A 17562-nucleotide genomic window follows, 5' to 3' on the forward strand; every position below is an offset into this window, starting at 1 on the left:
TGCGCACTGCGTTCACCTCCGGGCAGTCAGCCTGCGGCCGGCTCGACTCGGCATCCATGCCTCGGTTCGCCTTATTCCGCCGTCCGGGCGGAATAACCTTGTCTTCCTTTCTGCGGTTCACCGGTCTTACGCGAACAGGCCTCGCTGCAAGAAGGGTTTTTTTTGTGCTGTATGGTGTGGCTGGGGGATTTGTGCTTTGTCTGTTTTCTTTGATTTTTGCTGAGATATTACAGGCGGGTGTGGAGTGTGGCCTCTAAATCGTTGAGGCGTGCCTGGCGGGCCGGGGCTGCCTGCAGGACGCAGGCAGAGCGACGGGCGCAGCAGGTGAGTAAAGGCAGTGTGGCTGACACGGCGCGCAACTGGCTCTGTGCTGGCAGATTACTGTTACAGTGGTGACTGTTCCGTTCACTTTGCGTGGTGCGTTACTGTTCTTTATCTACTTGTACGTGCGGTTTACTGTTGTCTGCTAACTCGCTGCGGGCTGCGACAGCCAGAAAGTGGCTTCTGTCTTTATACATTGTTCGCTTGCCCTCAATGTAGCTATCGATACGCTTAATGAGTATATCCGGCAGGGTGATATTTACCCGCCGCTGTTTGCCTTCAAATACCGACAGGTCAATATCTATCATGAACCAGGAGTCACAATGTGCATAATCAGGTTGCGCTGCGTATGCCCTGTACCCTGCGTCCGTTATATCTTCAACAGAGTGTGATGCGTTGATGATGATGTCTTCGACAATTGCCAGAATAGCCTCCCGGGCCATTACCGGAATTTCTGCTTGTTCGTCTGCTGCAGAGACACAGCAGTAACCCATTTTGTCGAAGGCGGGAACACTAATACCAAATGCGGTATGCGTGTTTTCTGGTGTTTCGACACCAACAGAGAAAAACATACTTATCTCCAGTGATTTTGGGAGGGTATCCCGGCCATTTTGAGAATTGCCCTGACAGTGCCAGGGGGTAAGTCCTTTTTGGAGTGTGGTACAGGGAATGTTTTTCCTGTTACAGGAGACCACCATATTTGGTGGCTACCCCCATTATGCCGCCGGAGGATACAGCCTGCGGCTATCAGTGCCTTGATCAGGTCAGCAGATTTCATCCTTTCTCCGTGCCTTTGATGATTATACACACATATACACACAGTAAACAGAAAGCTGTGTGATAGTGGAGTAAAACCCGGGAAGGGTTAATCGTGTTTCAACAAGTTTGTGGAACAAGTGGGAATGTGGGGGTTCTGCGGGGAGGTGCGCAGATTGGGTTTGTTAGCCTGGGGTGTGGGGGGCGTTCACTTTGCACTGTGTCAGTGTGGTGAACGTTCCGTTCACTTGCAGTGTGGTTGTTTCCGTTCACCCGGGCTGGTGTGAAAATTCCGTTCACTTAAAGTGATGAGGTTAATGCGGCTTCACAGCCAGTGAACGGGCTAAAGGGGGCTCGCCCCCTTTGCAATCCCCGTTTTCGCGGGCGACCGGTGCTGCGCACTGCGTTCACCTCCGGGCAGTCAGCCTGCGGCCGGCTCGACTCGGCATCCCTGCCTCGGTTCGCCTTATTCCGCCATCCGGGCGGAATAACCTTGTCTTCCTTTCTGCGGTTCACCGGTCTTACGCGAACAGGCCTCGCTGCAAGTAGCGGGGTTTTTTGTGTTGTCAGGTGTGGCTGTTGGATTTGTGCGTTGTCTGCTTTCTTTGATTCTTGCTGAGATATTACAGGCCGCCAGGGTAAGCCGAATGTCCGCGAAGCGGCGATTTTGCCGGCCACAGAAGGGGGTGCAGGGGGCCAGTGCCCCCTGCGGGCGCCGGGCGCAGTGGGTGAGAAAAATCAGTGTGGCTGATACGGCGCGCAATTTGCTCAGTACTGGCAGAACGGGGCTAGTTCACCCTGGCTGGTGCGATTGTTCCGCTCACTTCAAGTGATGTGACTCATGTGGCTTCACCACCAGTGAACTGGTAAAGGGGATTATTTTTGTTAACATCATTGCAACAAGCAGCACGCAAACGGTTTCGTGGTTTATCCCGGTTTAATACCAAAAAAGCAGTGTAATACACTGCAATTTAGCGAATTGTGCTCGATCATCTTCCATATCTCAGAGATCACCTATTTTTTTGTCATTTTTTCTTTTGTGTAATCAATGAGTAATAAAAACGTGATTTAGATCGCACTTTTTGTCACTTACAAAATAATTAGCAGCCTTATTATACACCCCATCGAAGGCATACAGCCTTCCACCATAAAGACCAAATTTAAGGAATATGACCATGAAAAGTATTAAAACTCTTGCTGCTGTTGCCGCTCTTTCTATGATTTCTTTCGCAAGCTTTGCGCAGACTGTTAGCGCAACTGCCAGCACCCTTGACGGCGCTGAAGCGAAAATCGCAGCTCAGGCTAAACAGCAGGGCGCTGATTCTTACAAAATCATTGAAGCCTTCAACGGCGACCACGTTCACATGACCGCTGAACTGAACAAGTAAGCTATTGAGGTAGCGGATTCGTCCGCTACCTGATGATTGCCAGATTATTGCCTTTATTGTTTGACCCTATTGTTTGACGCATTACCCGCTGCCCACTGCGAACCGGCAGCAGATAATGTAAGGAAATGAACTACTCTCTCATTCCTGTCCGTTTTATCCCTGATGTACCTTCAGAGCGACACCGATGTCGCTCTTTTTTTTGCCCGTAACACCACCCCAACCAGCGCAATGCCTTTTCGCCATCAGGTCAGGTTACCCACAATCGCCAGCTCACACTCATCGGGCACTTCGTTATAAGAAAGCACATGCAGACCAGAGGCAAACAACCGTGCGTAACGGGCTATCACCGGGCGTAATTGTGGTGCCACCAGTAGCACAGGCGGCAGGCGTTTTGCTTTCATCTGCTCCTGCACCATGGGCAGGGTTTGCTGCAACTGAGACAAAATATTGGGGTCGACCGGGAAACTATCCAGTGCGACTTTGCCCCCCAGCTGTGCCTGGTTCAGGGCATTCAGCAACATGGTTTCCAGTGCATTATCCAGCGTCCATGCGGATAACCCCGGGCGCTCACCGTTAATCTGGCTTATCAGCGCGCGGCGCAACGCATAACGCACATCGGATGTAAGCAACAGCGGGTCTTTTGTCAGAGCGGTACTTTCCAGCAAGGTGGCAGCAATACTGACAATATCTTTCAGGGAAACCTGCTCAAGTAATAACTGGCGGTACACTCGTAACAACAACGAATAATTAAGCGCCTGAGCCAGGTCCTCGGCCAGTTTAGGCGCAAGATTCGCAAGGCGTGAATTCAGGTGAGTGATGTCATCGTAATTGAACAGGGCAGGTAAATGCTCACGCGCCAGTTTGTTAACATGGGTGGCGACAACACTTGCGCAATCCACCACCTGGTAGCCCAACTGCAGCGCCTGCGCTTTCTGCTCCTGGGTAATCCACACCACTGCCATGCCATAAGCCGGGTCAGTATCCAACACACCATCAATCTCGCCATACAGGTCCGCGCCGGGTATCGCCATCAACTTATCCGCGTGTACCTCACCTGTCCCGGCATGCACCCCATTGATGTACACCGCATATTGCGCTGGTTTCAGGCGAAAATTTTCCCGAATGCGAATCTCTGGCAGCAACACCCCGCTCTGTTCAGAGACCACCTGGCACACACCACGAATACGCTGGCTCAGTGGGCTGGTACCACTGGAATCAATCAAAGAAACCAGCTTATACCCCAGGTTCAGGCCTATAGGCTCAACCACTGGAATTGTTTCCCAACTCACATCTGGTGCGGTATCGGGTGCCAGTGCTGACTGCACTTCAGCCATATCTGCTTCGCTGTCCGCTGGCGTGATGCGCCGCCCCTGCCGCCAGGCGGCAAATAACAACAGGGCGGTAAAACTCAGAAACGCGATGTGTGGCATACCCGGCACCACTGCCAGGATAAACATGACAAACGCCGCGGTGTAGAGCACCTTCGGGTTGGCCAGCAACTGGCTTTTCACCTCGTGGCTGACATCATTCCCTTCACTGACCCGGGTGACAATAATGGCGGCAGAAGTCGCCAGCAGTAACGAAGGGATTTGTGCAACCAGCCCGTCACCAATGGTCAGCAGCACATACTGGCGAAACGCCATGGAGGCACTGAGGTCGTGCTGAAAAATCCCGATGCTCACCCCACCAATGACGTTGATGACCAGAACCATGATCCCGGCAATGGCATCCCCGCGCACGAATTTGGACGCACCGTCCATTGCGCCGTAGAAATCTGCTTCTTTGCCCACTTCCTGGCGGCGGGTACGGGCCTGTTGCTGGTCAATCAGCCCGGCGTTCAGGTCGGCGTCAATTGCCATCTGTTTACCGGGCAGGGCATCCAGTGTGAAGCGTGCAGAAACTTCAGATATACGTTCGGCCCCTTTGGTCACCACCACAAAGTTGATTATGGGGGCGTCTACCGAGGAAGAGCGGCATGAGATTGTTGCTATGTTTTATACCGACACGCTGTTCGATATTTTTTCTTCCCGCGACACGCCCGCGGGCAGCAATACACTGCCGTTGTTCGACCCAGCCGGGAGCCCTTTGCCTGTAGCCCGGGCCACCACGGCTCCTGCCCCGGAGCCAGAAACGCCCCAGGCGCGGGAAGCGCGCTCACAACGGGAAATTGAAGAGCTGGCGCGTTTAATTGCACAAATCACCTCGGTGTATAACGCCCAGTCTAACCTGCATATTGAAATCGTACCCCAGGGGCTGCGCATTCTGATAACCGATGACCAGCAGCGGGAAATGTTCCAGCGCAGTAGCGCAATTCTGGCACCGTTTTTTCAGCGGTTGTTAGGCGAGTTTGCCCCGGCACTGAACACCATTGAGCACAAGATCATGATAACCGGCCATACCGATGCCACCCGCTATCGTGACCAGCAGCGTTATAACAACTGGAACCTCTCTGGTGACCGGGCGCTACAGGCGCGCCAGGTACTGACTGATGCCGGGCTGAATGAACAGCGCATTGTGCAAGTCAGTGGCATGGCCGACCAAATGCTGTTTCACCCTGAAGACCCGCACCATGCTGCGAACCGGCGCATTGAAATTATGGTACTGACGCATTCAGCGAGCGAAGCGCTGTACCAGTTTTTCGGCCACCACGGGCAAAACGTTGTGCGCCCCATTATTGAGAACATCAGCCTGGCCACGGAATAACCTGGCCGCCACAGTGAAAAGGAGAGAATCCTGTTTATGACACGGAGCGTCACAAAACACCTGCCAGTACCGGCTTCATTATTACTGACCAGCCTGCTGTTCCTGCCACTGGATGCAATGGCGACAGGCAATGAAGAGCGGCGCAAACAACACAGCGCACGTAGTGCTACCAACAGCACTCCCGGGCTTGCTGACGATGCAGTACTGGCGCGCCAGCGTAACCGGGAAATTCTGCTGGCAAAGCGCCAGGCGAACCCCACAAAAGTACCGCCAACCCCCGGCCAGCGGCAGCAACATGCAGCGAATCAACCTGTTGAGCGGGCAAAGAACCGGGAATTACTGGCGATGTATGCCACCTGGCTGCCGGGGCAACATCATGCGGCTCCGCTTGTTGAAGACCCACGCTGGTCTGCCGGGCGGCAGGCACATTCACTGCGTGAACAGCACACCATCCACCATGTGGTGAACCGCCTGAAAGCGCAACTGGGGAAGCCCTATGTTTGGGGCGGGCACTCACCCGAAAGCGGTTTTGATTGCAGTGGCCTGGTGTGGTACGCCTTTAATCCGCTCCTGAGCCGTAAATTACCCCGTACTGCAAATGCCATGTATCAGGACCGGCAGCTCAGTAATATCCACCGCCAGCAACTGCGCAAAGGTGACCTGGTGTTTTTCAGTATCAAAACGCCCAATGCGGCAGACCATGTTGGTGTTTACCTGGGAGATGGGCAGTTTATTGAAGCGCCGCGTACCGGGAAAAATATTCGTATCAGCGAATTAAATAATGACTTCTGGAAAGCGAAATACCTGGGTGCACGCCGGGTTATCAAAGAATCAGTTTTGTTATAAACAGAAAAAAAGCGTGAGCAACCCGCTCACGCCCGAGTCTGATGACAAACCTTATGTCCGCACAGAACGAGAGGATGTCACCCAATAAAAAACCAGGAAAATCAATTTATTGATTTTCGGCTGCTAACTAAAAAGAAGGAAAAACCACGTTTTTTCCTTCTTTTTCATCAATCTGAAGCGTGAGCAACCCGCTCACGCCCATGAGTTATCCGTACTGATGGTGTTCTTTCCTGAAAGGCTAACAACCCTTAAAAAACAATAAGGAAATATGTTAGAAAAGCATTAGATGAATGATTTCAATCATCCCGTACACAGCGCCTTCCTCAATAATTGATAAACAAATCACCGTGAAAACGCCTAACCTGCTAATTACATTGATTAAACGCACGGTTCTTAAGCTAAATTTCGCTACTAATATAGCTCTTTACTAATCAATTTCAGGCTGCATTACGAGCAGCCTGGCTGGCACGAAGGAGCTGGTTGTATATGGCATTACAAGGATCGTTAATCCTCAACGAGGCCGATTATGCACCCTTCAACCTCTACGGTGTGGGCGTGTTTATGGCACACTCTGGCCGTGGTGCATATCGCAATAATGCTAACTGCGGTTCGATCCCTAAGGATGGCCCATTGCCTTTAGGCAAGTACTGGATTGTTGATCGCCTTGAAGGTAACTGGCTCTCTCAAAAGAGCCTGGAAATTAAGGACGCAACGCGGCGTAGCTTAGGTATCAAACAGTTTGGTAAATCTGACTGGTTTGCTTTATGGAAAGATGACTGGGGTATTGATGATCATACCTGGGTTGAAGGTGTAAAAAGAGGCAATTTCCGGTTGCACCCCGGCCGAGTTTCTGAAGGTTGTATAACAATCGCTCATGAGTCTGACTTTGCCATGATTCACAACGCCCTTATGAATACCCCTCTCATACAGGTGCCATGTATGCGCTCTCTTATGGCGCGAGGCTGGGTTGAGGTTGTCGATGGCGGTTTTAATAACACTTGTCCGTAGAGTGGCAAAAACAGTCTTTTTCATAGCGTCATCAATCGCTGTAGGGCGAACTTTAGGCCCTCCCGAAAATTGGGTTAGCATCGATTTTGTTCATCAGCTTGGGAGGGCCATTTATGGCCCTGGAGATATCGGAGCAGATAATTTCTGGGATCTCATGTTTTACATTGATTTTCTCACTGTCATTTCAATTACGACTGTCATCTACATCGTAACAATGAAGTTAATAACCAAAATAAGGAAAAAGTGAAATGCCAATCCCTCCATATATGTGGCTTAAAGACGATGGCGGCGCAGATATTAAAGGCTCCGTGGACGTGCAAGACCGTGATGGCAGTATTGAGATCATCGGCCTGAGCCACGGCATAAACCTCCCGGTAGACAATGCTAACGGCAAAATAACCGGTACCCGCCAGCACTCATCCATGCGGATTGAAAAAGAGGTGGATAGTTCTACTCCGTATTTGTACCAAGCTGCTGCAACCGGCCAAACCCTTAAGAGCGCAGAGATCGGGTTCTATCACATCAATGATGCAGGCCAGGAGGCCCTCTATTACACGGTACTAATGGAGAATGTGAAGGTGACTGGCGTTAACTGTAGCGTTCCTAATGTGAAGCTGTCAGCCAACGACAAGATTAACCACGTTGAAAGCGTCAGCCTGCAGTACGAGAAGATCACATGGCGGATTGTTGACGGCAATATCATGTACACCGATGCATGGAACGAGCGTCCGACTGCGTAAGATGAATTCCACATCGAAGTTATTGGCTGTAATCAGGTATACCTGTCGCGCCATTCTTGTGCTGATTGCTTTCTTCTTCGCCAGCTTCATTTTTTCAGGCGTAGTAGAAGCGATGATTCCCGAAACGTGGATCGATTGGGTGCAAGGCTCGCTTAATTTTAGGCAAGGCATTGAAGGTTATTACGATGCATGGGAGTTAATCGCTTTTCTCATCAGCCTGCCAGCGACCATGCTGGCATCCTGGCTAACTTTCCGTCTGTCTGGATATCTGCCTTTCTTACGTCCATAAGCTCGCTGGTGGAGAAATTCCACCAGCATGCCCCACTTGCCAACACGACACAGTGCAGTGACCTGGTGTTTTTCAGTATCAAAACGCCCAATGCGGCAGACCATGTTGGTGTGTACCTGGGTGCACGCCGGGTTATCAAACAAAGAATCAGTCCTGTTATAAACAGAAAAAAAGCGTGAGCAACCCGCTCACGCCCATCACCACATTCCGTGTGATAAAGAGAGTAACGCCTGGAATCACCAGCCTGACGTCACCCGGGGATATCATCACCGTTGTTACGGTTACTTTTTCCCGTTCGGTAGTAATTGCCCGCCAATTTTCAGGCGGAACAACTCATCATCCCTTGTTGAAACCCGGGCGCTGCCATCTGGCATCCGGTAAGCGCCTTCAGTAAACCCGGCTCCATTAATAAATGGCGCGACGGCATCAGGTTTATTCTGCAGAGCGGCCTCCAGCGCCAGAATGGCGTAAGGGTCGATATTGTCGATACTGGCATATTGCAAATCAGGGCTGTCCATAAAGAAACCGTGATGCAGGTTGTGGGCAATAATGTTATCCGCAACTTTTTCAGCCACAGCCAGGTATTGTTTGTCCTGGGTTGCACGCCACAAATCAATCAGGGCAAAAATTGCGTATGGGTCACGATTGCGGGTATTCAGGTCTAATTTTGCTTTCCCGGATACCACGCCAATATCGCCAAGGCCCCTTGCCTTTGCAATCCCCCGGGCAACGGCCCACAAGTCCGGGTTGTGCTCTACCGCGTAGGCGCGTGCATAAGAGAGGAGAAACTCACTGCCAGCCGGGTAGGGTTTCAGCACGGTGCCTTTTTTGCCGTAATAGCCATCCCGCGGGAGTGTGTAGCCAGACAAATCCGTGCCATTAGCCAGCATCGGCCGGAAGGTATTGTTGCGCGCGTCATACGCGTATTTGGCAAACGCCTTCAGCCCGTCCATCGTCCAGGTTTTTAATGTGTCGCCTGGCGTTCCCAGGTCTGCCGCCAGTTGGAGTTGCATCAGGGCGTTTTCAGAATAGAGGGTACTGGTTCGCCCTTTAAGCAGCATATTGCCTTCAAGGGCATCCGGCCCAAACTCCGGGCCAAACTGGCGCTGGGCGCGGTCGCCATATTTGGAATGGGTGTCGCTGTCATCGGTGGTTTCCGCCCGTTTCAACGGCTGAGTAAACTGGTAAACCCCAAGGCCGGTTTGCTTATCGCGCGGTAACACATATTGCTGCGCCAGGCGTAGTGCCCAGGTCAGCGCTTCTGGCTCCTGGTTATATTTGGCAAGCAAGGAGGCTGAATAAATAAGGTCATTACCGGCATTTAAAAAACTGAGCCCTTTGGTGGAGAAAAACGGCGGTTGTTGGGTGAAATCATTGCGCCATAATTTCCCCATGGCTTTACCGTACTCACCATGGCGGCTGGTTTCGAGCGTTTTCCAGTCGTACACATGGGCATTCCAGAAAGCATGAATAAACCGAACTGTTGCGGGTTTATCTACCTGAAACATTAGCGAATAAAAGGGGTAGGCATTCTTGAGTTCATGCACCAACTCTTTCTCGCTCGGCCCTTCGGGTTGCAGGGTTTTTAAGTCTACAAAGCGGTGCCCACCCCAGAAAAGCAGGCCGCTTTTGTCCTGGTAATGGTCAAAATAGTAACGCACCAGGGTTTGCGCGCGTTCAGCATAGCGTGGGTCGCCGGTGAGCTGCGTTAACCCCACCAGTACCCGCATAAAGTTTTGCTGGGCTGAAAAGTTGGATAACACAGCATGGCGCCCATCGGGGAATATCCACTCCAGTTGCTGGCCGGTTCGCGGGTCTACGCCATCGGCCAGCAAAGGCGAGGGGGTGTCACCATGGTAGTGATCGGCTGCTTTATCCAGCACTGTATCTGCGTACTGCTTTACCACATCAATGCGCGCAGAAGCATGAGCCCCGGCTGCCAAAAAACCTGCGCAACACAGCGCAATCAAAGATAATTTTGTCATTGCGGTTTCCTTGTGCTCTGTTAATGCAAAAGTGCATCACTCCAGCCAGTGAAAATATCGTGCAGGTCATAATGGGCGGCGTCATCGGGCGATAGCTGGTAATGTTCGCCACCATGCCCGGCTCCCGGCCCGGTGTTGTCCACTTCATAGAACCGGCTGTCTTGTGGGTAAAACCAGATCTTGTCACCCTGTTTATCTTTGCCGGACATTTTGTCCCAGCCATAGATATGGTCATCGATGTCGCAGTGAATAAACGCGACGGTGCCAATTGCATTTGGGTCAGCGTAGCGCCCGTCATCAAAGGTAGTGGTAGGGTGCCAGGGCCGCCCCAGCGCAAAACTGCCAGCCGGAACACCGGGCTCTTTGGTCAGGCGGCTGTTGAGAAACACCAGGCCGAAATGGGCATCCTGGGGTGTGCTGGGTGCCGTGATATACCCCAGCGGTGGGGCGATATCACTACGGTTGCGGGCAATAATGGTACAGCGGTCAAACACCGCAATACCGCCGCCAAAAATGAAGTCCACATGGCCGCTAATTTCACAGTCAGTAAAATAGCTGCGGCTGCCATTTTTGCTGTAGAACGTGTCCTGGTAACCTTCCAGACGCACCTTGCGAAACCGTGCCTGGTCAACATTTTCATCAACCATTAATGCCACCGCCTGGGTGTCTTTCAGTTTGTTGGGGTCGCCCTCCGGTAAGGCACTGTTTGCCGGGAAATCAAAGCTGTTACGCACTGTCAGGTTTTCCAGTGTCACGCCTGAAGCTGCCACTTCAACAGTGCTGGTGCGGAACGTCCCCAGTTTTTTCCCTTCGGCATCCAGCGCGCCAGCTGGGGTGTTGGCTTCGATAATCGTGCGCTCCCGGGATTCGCCCACCAGCGTGACTGGCTTAGTGATTACCAGCCGCTCATGCCAGGTTCCGTTTTTAATCAAAATACGCCAGGGCTCACCCTGCTCCGGTGCTGCTTCTAACGCCGCCTGGAGAGAGCTGTAATGGTTTTTGCCAGCGGTGGAAGACACAATGGCATCCCAGGTGCTGGCATGAGCCGCACTACTTGCCATCATCGCCATCGCAAAACAGGTGACAGGCAAAAATGAACGTGTCATTAATTCACTCCTCCATTCTCAGGGTTGTAATTGCGCAGCGAGAGATTTCAACTGTGGGTTTTCCCGAACCAGCCCGGCGACCAGGGCAGCAATGGTTTCTGCGCCTTTTTGCTGGAAGTGGGTAGTGTCCGGGTTTGCCAGCGTGCCGCTGGTTTGTGTCTGGTACCAGGGGTAACGTGCAGGGTCAACTGCCAGCCAGTATGTCTGCCAGTCCTGAGGGTGCTGGTTCGCCAGCGCGATGGTTGCCGCTTCCAGGTCAAGCAGAGGCACGGCGTTATCTGCCGCAGTTTTACGCACACTGGCAATATAGTCGCCACTGAACAGGTAGCCCGGTTTTGCCGGGGTGTGATGGCTGCTGACCACAGGTTGGGTATCACCGTTTACAAAGGCCGTTTTCCCCCGGGCGTTTTTCACCCTGGCGGTTGAGGTAAGCAGTACCGGGTGTGCGCCCTGCGCCCGAGCCAGTTTGATATAACGCTCAAGAGAGGTTTGGTAAGACATCTCAGGATGCCCCGCCGGGAACTGGCGTTCTCCCTTGCTGTTATTGGGGTAGGTACACAAGTTTTTGACATCGGCTGCGCCGCGCAGTGGTTTGCTGCTGTTGCAGTTCTGGTCGTTATGCCCGTGAGCAATCAGCACATAGTCGCCAGCGCGCATAAAACGCGCCATTTGTTGGTACCAACCTTCATTATAAAAATCCCGGCTGGAACGCCCGGCACGGGCACCATTGAGCACCACCACACCACTATCTGGCGCAAATTGTTGCTCAAAGACCTGGCCCCAGCCCATACGCGGCAGGCGGCTGACTTCATAAGTAGCGGCTGTTGAGTCACTGACAATCAATACCCGGGTTTTTGCCGCCAGTATGGCCATTCTTTCCTTCACAGCACGTGCATAATCAAAGGGTTCATAGGGCCCGGCATTTTGCAGGCCCACCAGTGGGCGGAAACTGATATCTGTGAGAATTGTGCCCGCAGCTTCACCACTGTTATTGTCATAACCGCGGTTATGGTTGATGACTGCCAGAAGTTGGCTCATACCATCGCCCGGTTGCATCGGTAACGTGACCGGGTTTGTGTGCAGTGGTACTAACCCCACTTGCTCCAGTGCATCATGCATTCCGGCCTGAAAACGTGCTAAAGGTGCCGCCAGTTGTGTGGTGTCGATGGTGATCCCTTTCGCCATAATCCATTGTTGCGGGCCGGTATACCCGTTTGCTGTGGCAATTTCCGACACCATACGGTCAGTAAACGGTGTGATATTGGCAATATTGGTTCGGCTGGCATCCAGCTCAGGGAGCAGCGATGCCATGCAGCGCGCCCGCGGCTGGTCATTGTGCAGGCAATCCTGGCTGGTGACACCCTCCCAGGGGTGCGTGTTCATCGCGGAAAGCCGTAGAGGGGCGCTTAGCCCCTGAACGTCCAGTTGGTAGCGGCCTTCATTATCCGTGACTGCGGTACGTTGCAGCCCTTTGCTGTCCGTGACACTGACGGTAACCGAACGAAAAGGCTGCTCAGCTATCACCATCCCTTCCAGCACCGGTGCTGCGGTGGCTGATAATGCCGTGCCGCATAACCCGGCACAGAGTAAAAATTGACGCGCTTTCATACTCTCTTTCCTGTTAATAGCGGGTGCGAACACCCGCAGGTGAGTCAGAAGGTGTAAGTAACCCCGGTTTTCAGAAGTGCCTCGCGCCCGTCTTCCTGAGCGCTTTTTGCCACATCCTGTGCACCAATATTCAGTTGCCATGCCGGGTTTACTTGCCAGTCAACGTATATATCCTGCTGATAATCATGTTTTTTGTTATCAGCCAGGACATAGTCAGCTTTGTGCCAGAAGGCCTTGTAACGTAGCGCCAGGTTTTCCAGCAGGTGGTACTCGGTACCCACTTCGTAACGGTGGCGATGGCGGTTGAGTTGCTCCCCTTTTGCGGCCCGGCCGCGTGCGAGTTTGCGGTAGTCGTAACGGTATTGGGTGTATAACGACAACGGATCAGCCGCCTGCCAGCTCAGCATCAGCCCCGGGGTATAGCGGGCACCCGCGGTCTGGCTGTCGCCCATCTCACCTGGTGTGCCTTGCCCACTGGTTCCCCCGGAGTAAAAACGGGCCTGCATACTGGGGCTGAGTGTCAGGAGATTATTTAAATGGAAGTGGTAACCAGAAAAAAATGAATAGGAATTAGAAACCACCTCATCAAATGCGGTGTCTTTATTTTTCCCATAAAAATCGATTTTTATTTTGTACCAGGCATCTCCTTGTTCATGCAACAGGCCAAAGTTGTCACTATGAATCCGGTTTTCAGTTGCATAACTGTGCTCGTAAAAAAAGTAGGTTTCGGATGCTGAAGTAAGAGAGGGCAAAAAGAACAGACCAGACAGCCCCAGAGTAATGATTTTTTTCATTATTAATTCCCTATACATGAATATAATCAGTCGAATAAATAATTAAACCCGATTTTGTACTGTTGCTGGCGCGATTTTGAATTACCAGAAACTGTAACGTCATCGACTTCAAGATAGGGGCGGAACTGTTTGAAATATCTTACCGCAATTTTGAACTGCTGTTCGGTATCCGTCTTTTTCCCGTTATAAACGGCATACTGATTGGCTGTGAATACACCATTTTTATAACTCCATGAATCATTAATGTTATCGCCAATAAAGTAGTTAAACACATAACTCAGTTGCAGATGCGGGATACCCGAGTAACTCACCCCACTGTCCAGACGATGGCGGCCAGTATCAGAGCGAGAACGGTAGACTTCACCGGCGTGCCCGTATTTATCGGACTTACTGATGGTGTTGTAACGGTAATCACGCGTCAGCTTTTTCAGCTCGTAACGGTAACGCCCATAGACTGACCATTCCTTGTTAATAGAATAACTTAGCCTGGTGCCTGGTTGATAAGTCAACGAGGTATTTCCAAAGGAAAACTCCATTGATGGTGTCAGTGTGGCCCGACGTTCCAATAGCCTGAAGTCTTTCTGGAGAACCAGCCCACCAGAACCACCCTGCATATCATCATAAGCGACATCATAATTACGGCTACTACCCGCAGAGGTACCAAACTTAACTTCGAAATGCCATAACTCGGGCGTTTTGTGGATAAGTTTTAACGTATCGTGATGGCGCCGGTCTGTTGTTTTAAATTTATGTTCATACTGGAAAGTTGTTCTGCCATCAGCAGCCAGTAGTGAACAGGGAATACAGCCAATCATAATACCGATTGTGAGCTTATTTATGATACAACCTTTCATGACATCCTCTTTATATTGTCGGAAAGGGTGCTTGCGCACCAGAAATATCATAAATCCCAGAGGTAATTTTATAGTTATATGACTCATGCTGTGCATAACAAATGGCACAGTTAATAATAAACTCGCCCGGTAAAAGAACCAGAAGGCAGCGAGATCTTGTTATTTTGACCATGGGTGATTAGTCAGGGCTTCAGAAACCTCTTTACGATTTTTGACCTGCGTATGATGCATCAAAAGAAACATCGTTTTAATTTAAAATTTACGATATTTCATTTTTGTTTCTATATTTGTGACCATGCTCAACATTAAATAACAATCGGAATTTTTTTAGTCATTTTTCTTATAATGAGAACCTGCCATAAGCGGAATATTTACTGTCTGCCACTCACATCTGGCAGATGAAGACTGAGGAAGTGCCACAGAATGCCGATATATACTTAACTGTATGCCAACTACCCGGCCCATGAAGGAGGCTCCATGCGTACCTGGTTCGATAAACTGACAGGCAAGAATAAACCGCCCCGGTTTACGAAGAGCTGGGCCCCGGAGCGGGAAGCGATTTACCACTGGATGGGCACCTGGCAACGTAGCCTGCACCGCGAAGAGATGGCATTGCCCGATGAGCCGCCCGCTGAAGATGAGAGTTTGCGCTGGGCACCTGGCGCACTGGACGGCACGCTGGCATGGCATACCGGGCAGCCGGACGATGTGCGCCAGAAAGTCGGCCTGGTTATTCATGCACTCCAGGCGGTGCTGGCTGTGCCCTCCGACGAGGCGGCGGTGCAGAGCCTGTACCGTTTGCTGAATGAAGGCTATCCACTGAGCTATATCGATGCGCTGCTGCAAGAAATCGCCAACACCCGAACTATCTCCGCCGAACGCCTGCGCTGGCTTGCTGAGTGGCTGGCAACACAAGCGCCAGATCGCAATGTGGTGAAAGTCGCAATGGCGTTGCTGATGTTTTTCCCAGGTGAACGGAGTGTCTCTATTCTGACCACTCTGGGCGCACATGATGAATTTACGCTCTACTCTGTTGTTGCATTGCGCGCCATGGTAAGCCAGGAAGAGTACGCTCAGGTATGGTTTTCACTGGCCCGGCAGGCAGAAGGCTGGGGGCGCATTCACCTGATTGAGCGCTTACCCACTCCATTACCCGATGAGGTTCGCCACTGGCTGCTGCGTGCTGGTTATAACAATACCGTCATGAATGAATATACCGCCTGGCATTGTGCCAGCGGGGGGGATTTACCCCGGGCATTGCAGGAAGAACAGGACGAAGCACTGCTATTGGGTGCGGCGGGTATTATTCAGGCTTTGATTGCTGGCGGCCCCGCCCGTGATATGCGCAATTATGACGATAATGACTTGCTGTGCACTCGCTGGTTGCAGCGAATACACACCCTGCCGCCTGCCAATTTGCACTATTATCTGTGTGCCAGTGCTATTGCCAACTGGGCTGCACACCAGGCAGAGGAAGATACCGACAACGCGCCGCGCTGGCTGGATTTACGCCATCTGGCCGTAGATGTTCTGGCTAACCCCGGCTGGGCAGAGTGTATTAGTGAAGAATTTGAGCAGCCAGACTGGTCGCGTTTTTACCTGGCGGTACAGGCAAGCCAGTGCCGTGGGGAAGACCCCTGGCCCAAAGTGTATGAACGCCAGAGTCGTTTTCCGGATGAAAGCCACTGGTATACCTTGCTGCAAACTCACGCCAGGGAGCGGGCCAGCATGGTTCAGGCGCTGGCAGAACAGCAGCTGAACCTGGCGCAGATCGCCAGCGGCCCTTCGCTTGAGGCCGGGATCGGCACCGGCTGGCATGATCACCATGTTCTGGATGGGATCTTATATGGGTTGCAACGTTTCCCGGGAGTGGGGTGGTCACTGGTGGATGCAGGGCTATACAGCCCGCTGATTCATAACCGCAGTGTGGCGTTGCAAGTGCTTGAAGCCTGGTCATTACCGGAAGACACACGCTGGCGGCTGGAGCATTTATTACGTGTTGAGCCAGACGATGAACTGCGGCTGCGTATTAGTGAGCAACTGGCAACATTATCCACTGCATAACATTTTGTGCTGTTTTTCTGACGGGCACAGGGCCGCCTGGCTGTGTGCCAGCCAGCACCCGCTCTGATACGGGTGTTGAGGTAAGTATCCGGGCCTGGTAAAGCACGGATAAAAGCGGGTTTGTATTCTGTTTGTTACTGCGTTATATCCCTTTAGCAAAGTATTCACCATCCTCATCACAGGAGAGACCATGACTAAAGTTGCAGTGGTTTATTATTCTGGCTACGGCCACACCAAACTGGTAGCTGAAAACGTTGCCGAAGGTGCTCAGGCGGAACTTATCGAGATTGACCAGGAAGGTAATATTCCTGAAGCTGCATGGGACACGTTGCAGGCTGCCGACGCCATTATTTTTGGTGCGCCGACCTATATGGGTTCAGCCCCGTGGCAGTTTAAGAAATTCGCCGATGCCAGCTCCAAAGCCTGGTTCACTCGCGCCTGGCAGGATAAAGTTTTCGGTGGTTTCACTAACAGCGCCAGCCTGAATGGCGACAAACAAGTCACCATGATTGCCCTGCAGACTCTTGCAGCACAACATGGCGGGATTTGGGTAAGCCTGGGCCAGATGCCGGCAAATACCCTGGCATCTACCCGTGATGACGTGAACAACCTGGGTGGCTCCGCAGGCCCTCTGGTACAGTCTCCTTCTGATGCCGGTGCCGATAAAATCCCTGCTGGCGACCTGGAAACCGTTCGCCTGTACGGTGCCCGTGTTGCTTCTATCACTGCACGCCTGAAATAAGCCTCATCACCTGACGTAATCCTCTGGTGCAGTTACCTGATGCCGGGGGGTTACGTATTTGGATACAGTCTCCACAGTTGCACTTACAACATTGCTAAAGTGAACGGAACAATCGCACCAGCCAGGGTGAACTGACCCCGCTCTGCCAGCACTGAGCAAATTGCGCGCCGTGGTAACCACACTGCTTTCTCTCACCACCAGCGCCCGGCGCCCGCAGGGGGCACTGGCCCCCTGCACCCCCTTTTGTGGCCGGCAAAATCGCCGCTTCGCGGACATTCGGCTTACCCCGGCGGCCTGTTCGGGTACCGCTCCGAGTCGGCTTCCTGCCTCCCGTCGCTCTGCCTGCGTCCTGCAGGCA

The 17562-nt window shown here is 52.1% G+C and carries 16 protein-coding genes and 1 pseudogene; 9 read left to right on the top strand and 8 right to left on the bottom strand.

Going from position 1 to position 17562, the window contains the following annotated elements:
• The coding region (locus DT73_RS26760) for a hypothetical protein (RefSeq protein ID WP_036108849.1) at positions 1-257 on the top strand (257 nt) is incomplete at its 5' end.
• Between the two features lie 165 nt (positions 258-422).
• Here DT73_RS26760 and DT73_RS11960 read toward each other — a convergent pair.
• Together DT73_RS11960 and DT73_RS11965 are read right to left on the bottom strand one after the other, a co-directional pair.
• Positions 423-893 carry a type II toxin-antitoxin system HicB family antitoxin gene (locus DT73_RS11960; RefSeq protein WP_051691358.1) on the bottom strand — a complete coding sequence of 157 codons (471 nt, stop codon included), beginning with the start codon at positions 891-893 and terminating at the stop codon, positions 423-425.
• 2 nt (positions 894-895) lie between these two features.
• On the bottom strand, positions 896-1099 hold the full coding sequence (locus tag DT73_RS11965) for a type II toxin-antitoxin system HicA family toxin (protein WP_036108850.1): 204 nt from the start codon (positions 1097-1099) through the stop codon (positions 896-898).
• 1153 nt (positions 1100-2252) lie between these two features.
• Here DT73_RS11965 and DT73_RS11970 point away from each other — a divergent pair.
• Positions 2253-2465 carry a DUF1471 domain-containing protein gene (locus DT73_RS11970; RefSeq protein WP_036108852.1) on the top strand — a complete coding sequence of 71 codons (213 nt, stop codon included), beginning with the start codon at positions 2253-2255 and terminating at the stop codon, positions 2463-2465.
• A gap of 242 nt (positions 2466-2707) precedes the next feature.
• On the opposite strand, the pseudogene DT73_RS11975 reads toward DT73_RS11970, so the two are convergent.
• Positions 2708-4414: pseudogene (locus tag DT73_RS11975) on the bottom strand (flagellar biosynthesis protein FlhA); the annotation flags it as partial.
• Here DT73_RS11975 and DT73_RS11980 point away from each other — a divergent pair.
• The 5 genes from DT73_RS11980 to DT73_RS12005 all read left to right on the top strand — a co-directional run bounded on the left by DT73_RS11980 (position 4350) and on the right by DT73_RS12005 (position 8051).
• Complete coding sequence (locus DT73_RS11980) at positions 4350-5168, top strand: OmpA family protein (RefSeq protein ID WP_235234490.1); 819 nt, start codon at positions 4350-4352, stop codon at positions 5166-5168. The pseudogene DT73_RS11975 and the gene DT73_RS11980 overlap by 65 nt on opposite strands.
• Positions 5169-5204: 36 nt before the next feature.
• Positions 5205-6014 (top strand): C40 family peptidase, encoded by an 810-nt coding sequence (locus tag DT73_RS11985; RefSeq protein WP_235234492.1) that lies wholly within the window; start codon positions 5205-5207, stop codon positions 6012-6014.
• 486 nt (positions 6015-6500) lie between these two features.
• Complete coding sequence (locus DT73_RS11990; RefSeq protein ID WP_036108859.1) at positions 6501-7022, top strand: DUF2778 domain-containing protein; 522 nt, start codon at positions 6501-6503, stop codon at positions 7020-7022.
• A gap of 248 nt (positions 7023-7270) precedes the next feature.
• Entirely contained in the window at positions 7271-7762 is a 492-nt protein-coding gene (locus DT73_RS12000) for a type VI secretion system tube protein TssD (RefSeq protein WP_036108863.1), read from the top strand.
• 1 nt (position 7763) lies between these two features.
• Complete coding sequence (locus DT73_RS12005) at positions 7764-8051, top strand: hypothetical protein (RefSeq protein WP_036108865.1); 288 nt, start codon at positions 7764-7766, stop codon at positions 8049-8051.
• A gap of 281 nt (positions 8052-8332) precedes the next feature.
• Here DT73_RS12005 and DT73_RS12010 read toward each other — a convergent pair whose 3' ends face one another.
• Genes DT73_RS12010 through DT73_RS12030 form a run of 5 tightly spaced genes read right to left on the bottom strand, consistent with a single transcriptional unit; the run spans position 8333 to position 14398 of the window.
• The gene (locus DT73_RS12010; RefSeq protein ID WP_036108867.1) at positions 8333-10036 is read right to left on the bottom strand and encodes a pectate lyase; all 1704 of its coding nucleotides are present in this window, start codon (positions 10034-10036) and stop codon (positions 8333-8335) included.
• Positions 10037-10056: 20 nt separating this feature from the next.
• The gene (locus DT73_RS12015) at positions 10057-11106 is read right to left on the bottom strand and encodes a pectinesterase family protein (protein WP_235234493.1); all 1050 of its coding nucleotides are present in this window, start codon (positions 11104-11106) and stop codon (positions 10057-10059) included.
• Positions 11107-11160: 54 nt separating this feature from the next.
• The gene (locus DT73_RS12020; RefSeq protein WP_036108869.1) at positions 11161-12750 is read right to left on the bottom strand and encodes an SGNH/GDSL hydrolase family protein; all 1590 of its coding nucleotides are present in this window, start codon (positions 12748-12750) and stop codon (positions 11161-11163) included.
• Between the two features lie 44 nt (positions 12751-12794).
• On the bottom strand, positions 12795-13544 hold the full coding sequence (locus DT73_RS12025; RefSeq protein ID WP_051691360.1) for an oligogalacturonate-specific porin KdgM family protein: 750 nt from the start codon (positions 13542-13544) through the stop codon (positions 12795-12797).
• Between the two features lie 26 nt (positions 13545-13570).
• Entirely contained in the window at positions 13571-14398 is an 828-nt protein-coding gene (locus tag DT73_RS12030) for an oligogalacturonate-specific porin KdgM family protein (RefSeq protein ID WP_036108871.1), read from the bottom strand.
• A 477-nt stretch (positions 14399-14875) separates the two neighbouring features.
• Between DT73_RS12030 and DT73_RS26200 the strand changes: the two genes are divergently transcribed.
• Positions 14876-16462, top strand: a complete 1587-nt coding sequence (locus tag DT73_RS26200; protein WP_036108874.1) for a hypothetical protein — start codon at positions 14876-14878, stop codon at positions 16460-16462.
• A 190-nt stretch (positions 16463-16652) separates the two neighbouring features.
• The gene (locus DT73_RS12040; protein WP_036108877.1) at positions 16653-17204 is read left to right on the top strand and encodes a flavodoxin family protein; all 552 of its coding nucleotides are present in this window, start codon (positions 16653-16655) and stop codon (positions 17202-17204) included.
• The last annotated feature ends 358 nt before the right edge of the window (positions 17205-17562 follow it).

The sequence above is a fragment of the Mangrovibacter sp. MFB070 genome (genome assembly GCF_000705335.1).
GTDB classification, from domain to species: domain Bacteria; phylum Pseudomonadota; class Gammaproteobacteria; order Enterobacterales; family Enterobacteriaceae; genus Mangrovibacter; species Mangrovibacter plantisponsor.

Coding starts and splice junctions, on each gene's coding strand:
- DT73_RS11965 (WP_036108850.1), bottom strand. CDS start 1,099: ATGAAATCTGCTGACCTGATCAAGGCACTGATAGCCGCAGGCTGTATC.
- DT73_RS26200 (WP_036108874.1), top strand. CDS start 14,876: ATGCGTACCTGGTTCGATAAACTGACAGGCAAGAATAAACCGCCCCGG.
- DT73_RS11990 (WP_036108859.1), top strand. CDS start 6,501: ATGGCATTACAAGGATCGTTAATCCTCAACGAGGCCGATTATGCACCC.
- DT73_RS11960 (WP_051691358.1), bottom strand. CDS start 893: ATGTTTTTCTCTGTTGGTGTCGAAACACCAGAAAACACGCATACCGCA.
- DT73_RS11985 (WP_235234492.1), top strand. CDS start 5,205: ATGACACGGAGCGTCACAAAACACCTGCCAGTACCGGCTTCATTATTA.
- DT73_RS12040 (WP_036108877.1), top strand. CDS start 16,653: ATGACTAAAGTTGCAGTGGTTTATTATTCTGGCTACGGCCACACCAAA.
- DT73_RS12005 (WP_036108865.1), top strand. CDS start 7,764: ATGAATTCCACATCGAAGTTATTGGCTGTAATCAGGTATACCTGTCGC.
- DT73_RS12010 (WP_036108867.1), bottom strand. CDS start 10,036: ATGACAAAATTATCTTTGATTGCGCTGTGTTGCGCAGGTTTTTTGGCA.
- DT73_RS12030 (WP_036108871.1), bottom strand. CDS start 14,398: ATGAAAGGTTGTATCATAAATAAGCTCACAATCGGTATTATGATTGGC.
- DT73_RS12015 (WP_235234493.1), bottom strand. CDS start 11,106: ATGGCGATGATGGCAAGTAGTGCGGCTCATGCCAGCACCTGGGATGCC.
- DT73_RS12000 (WP_036108863.1), top strand. CDS start 7,271: ATGCCAATCCCTCCATATATGTGGCTTAAAGACGATGGCGGCGCAGAT.
- DT73_RS12025 (WP_051691360.1), bottom strand. CDS start 13,544: ATGAAAAAAATCATTACTCTGGGGCTGTCTGGTCTGTTCTTTTTGCCC.
- DT73_RS12020 (WP_036108869.1), bottom strand. CDS start 12,750: ATGAAAGCGCGTCAATTTTTACTCTGTGCCGGGTTATGCGGCACGGCA.
- DT73_RS11970 (WP_036108852.1), top strand. CDS start 2,253: ATGAAAAGTATTAAAACTCTTGCTGCTGTTGCCGCTCTTTCTATGATT.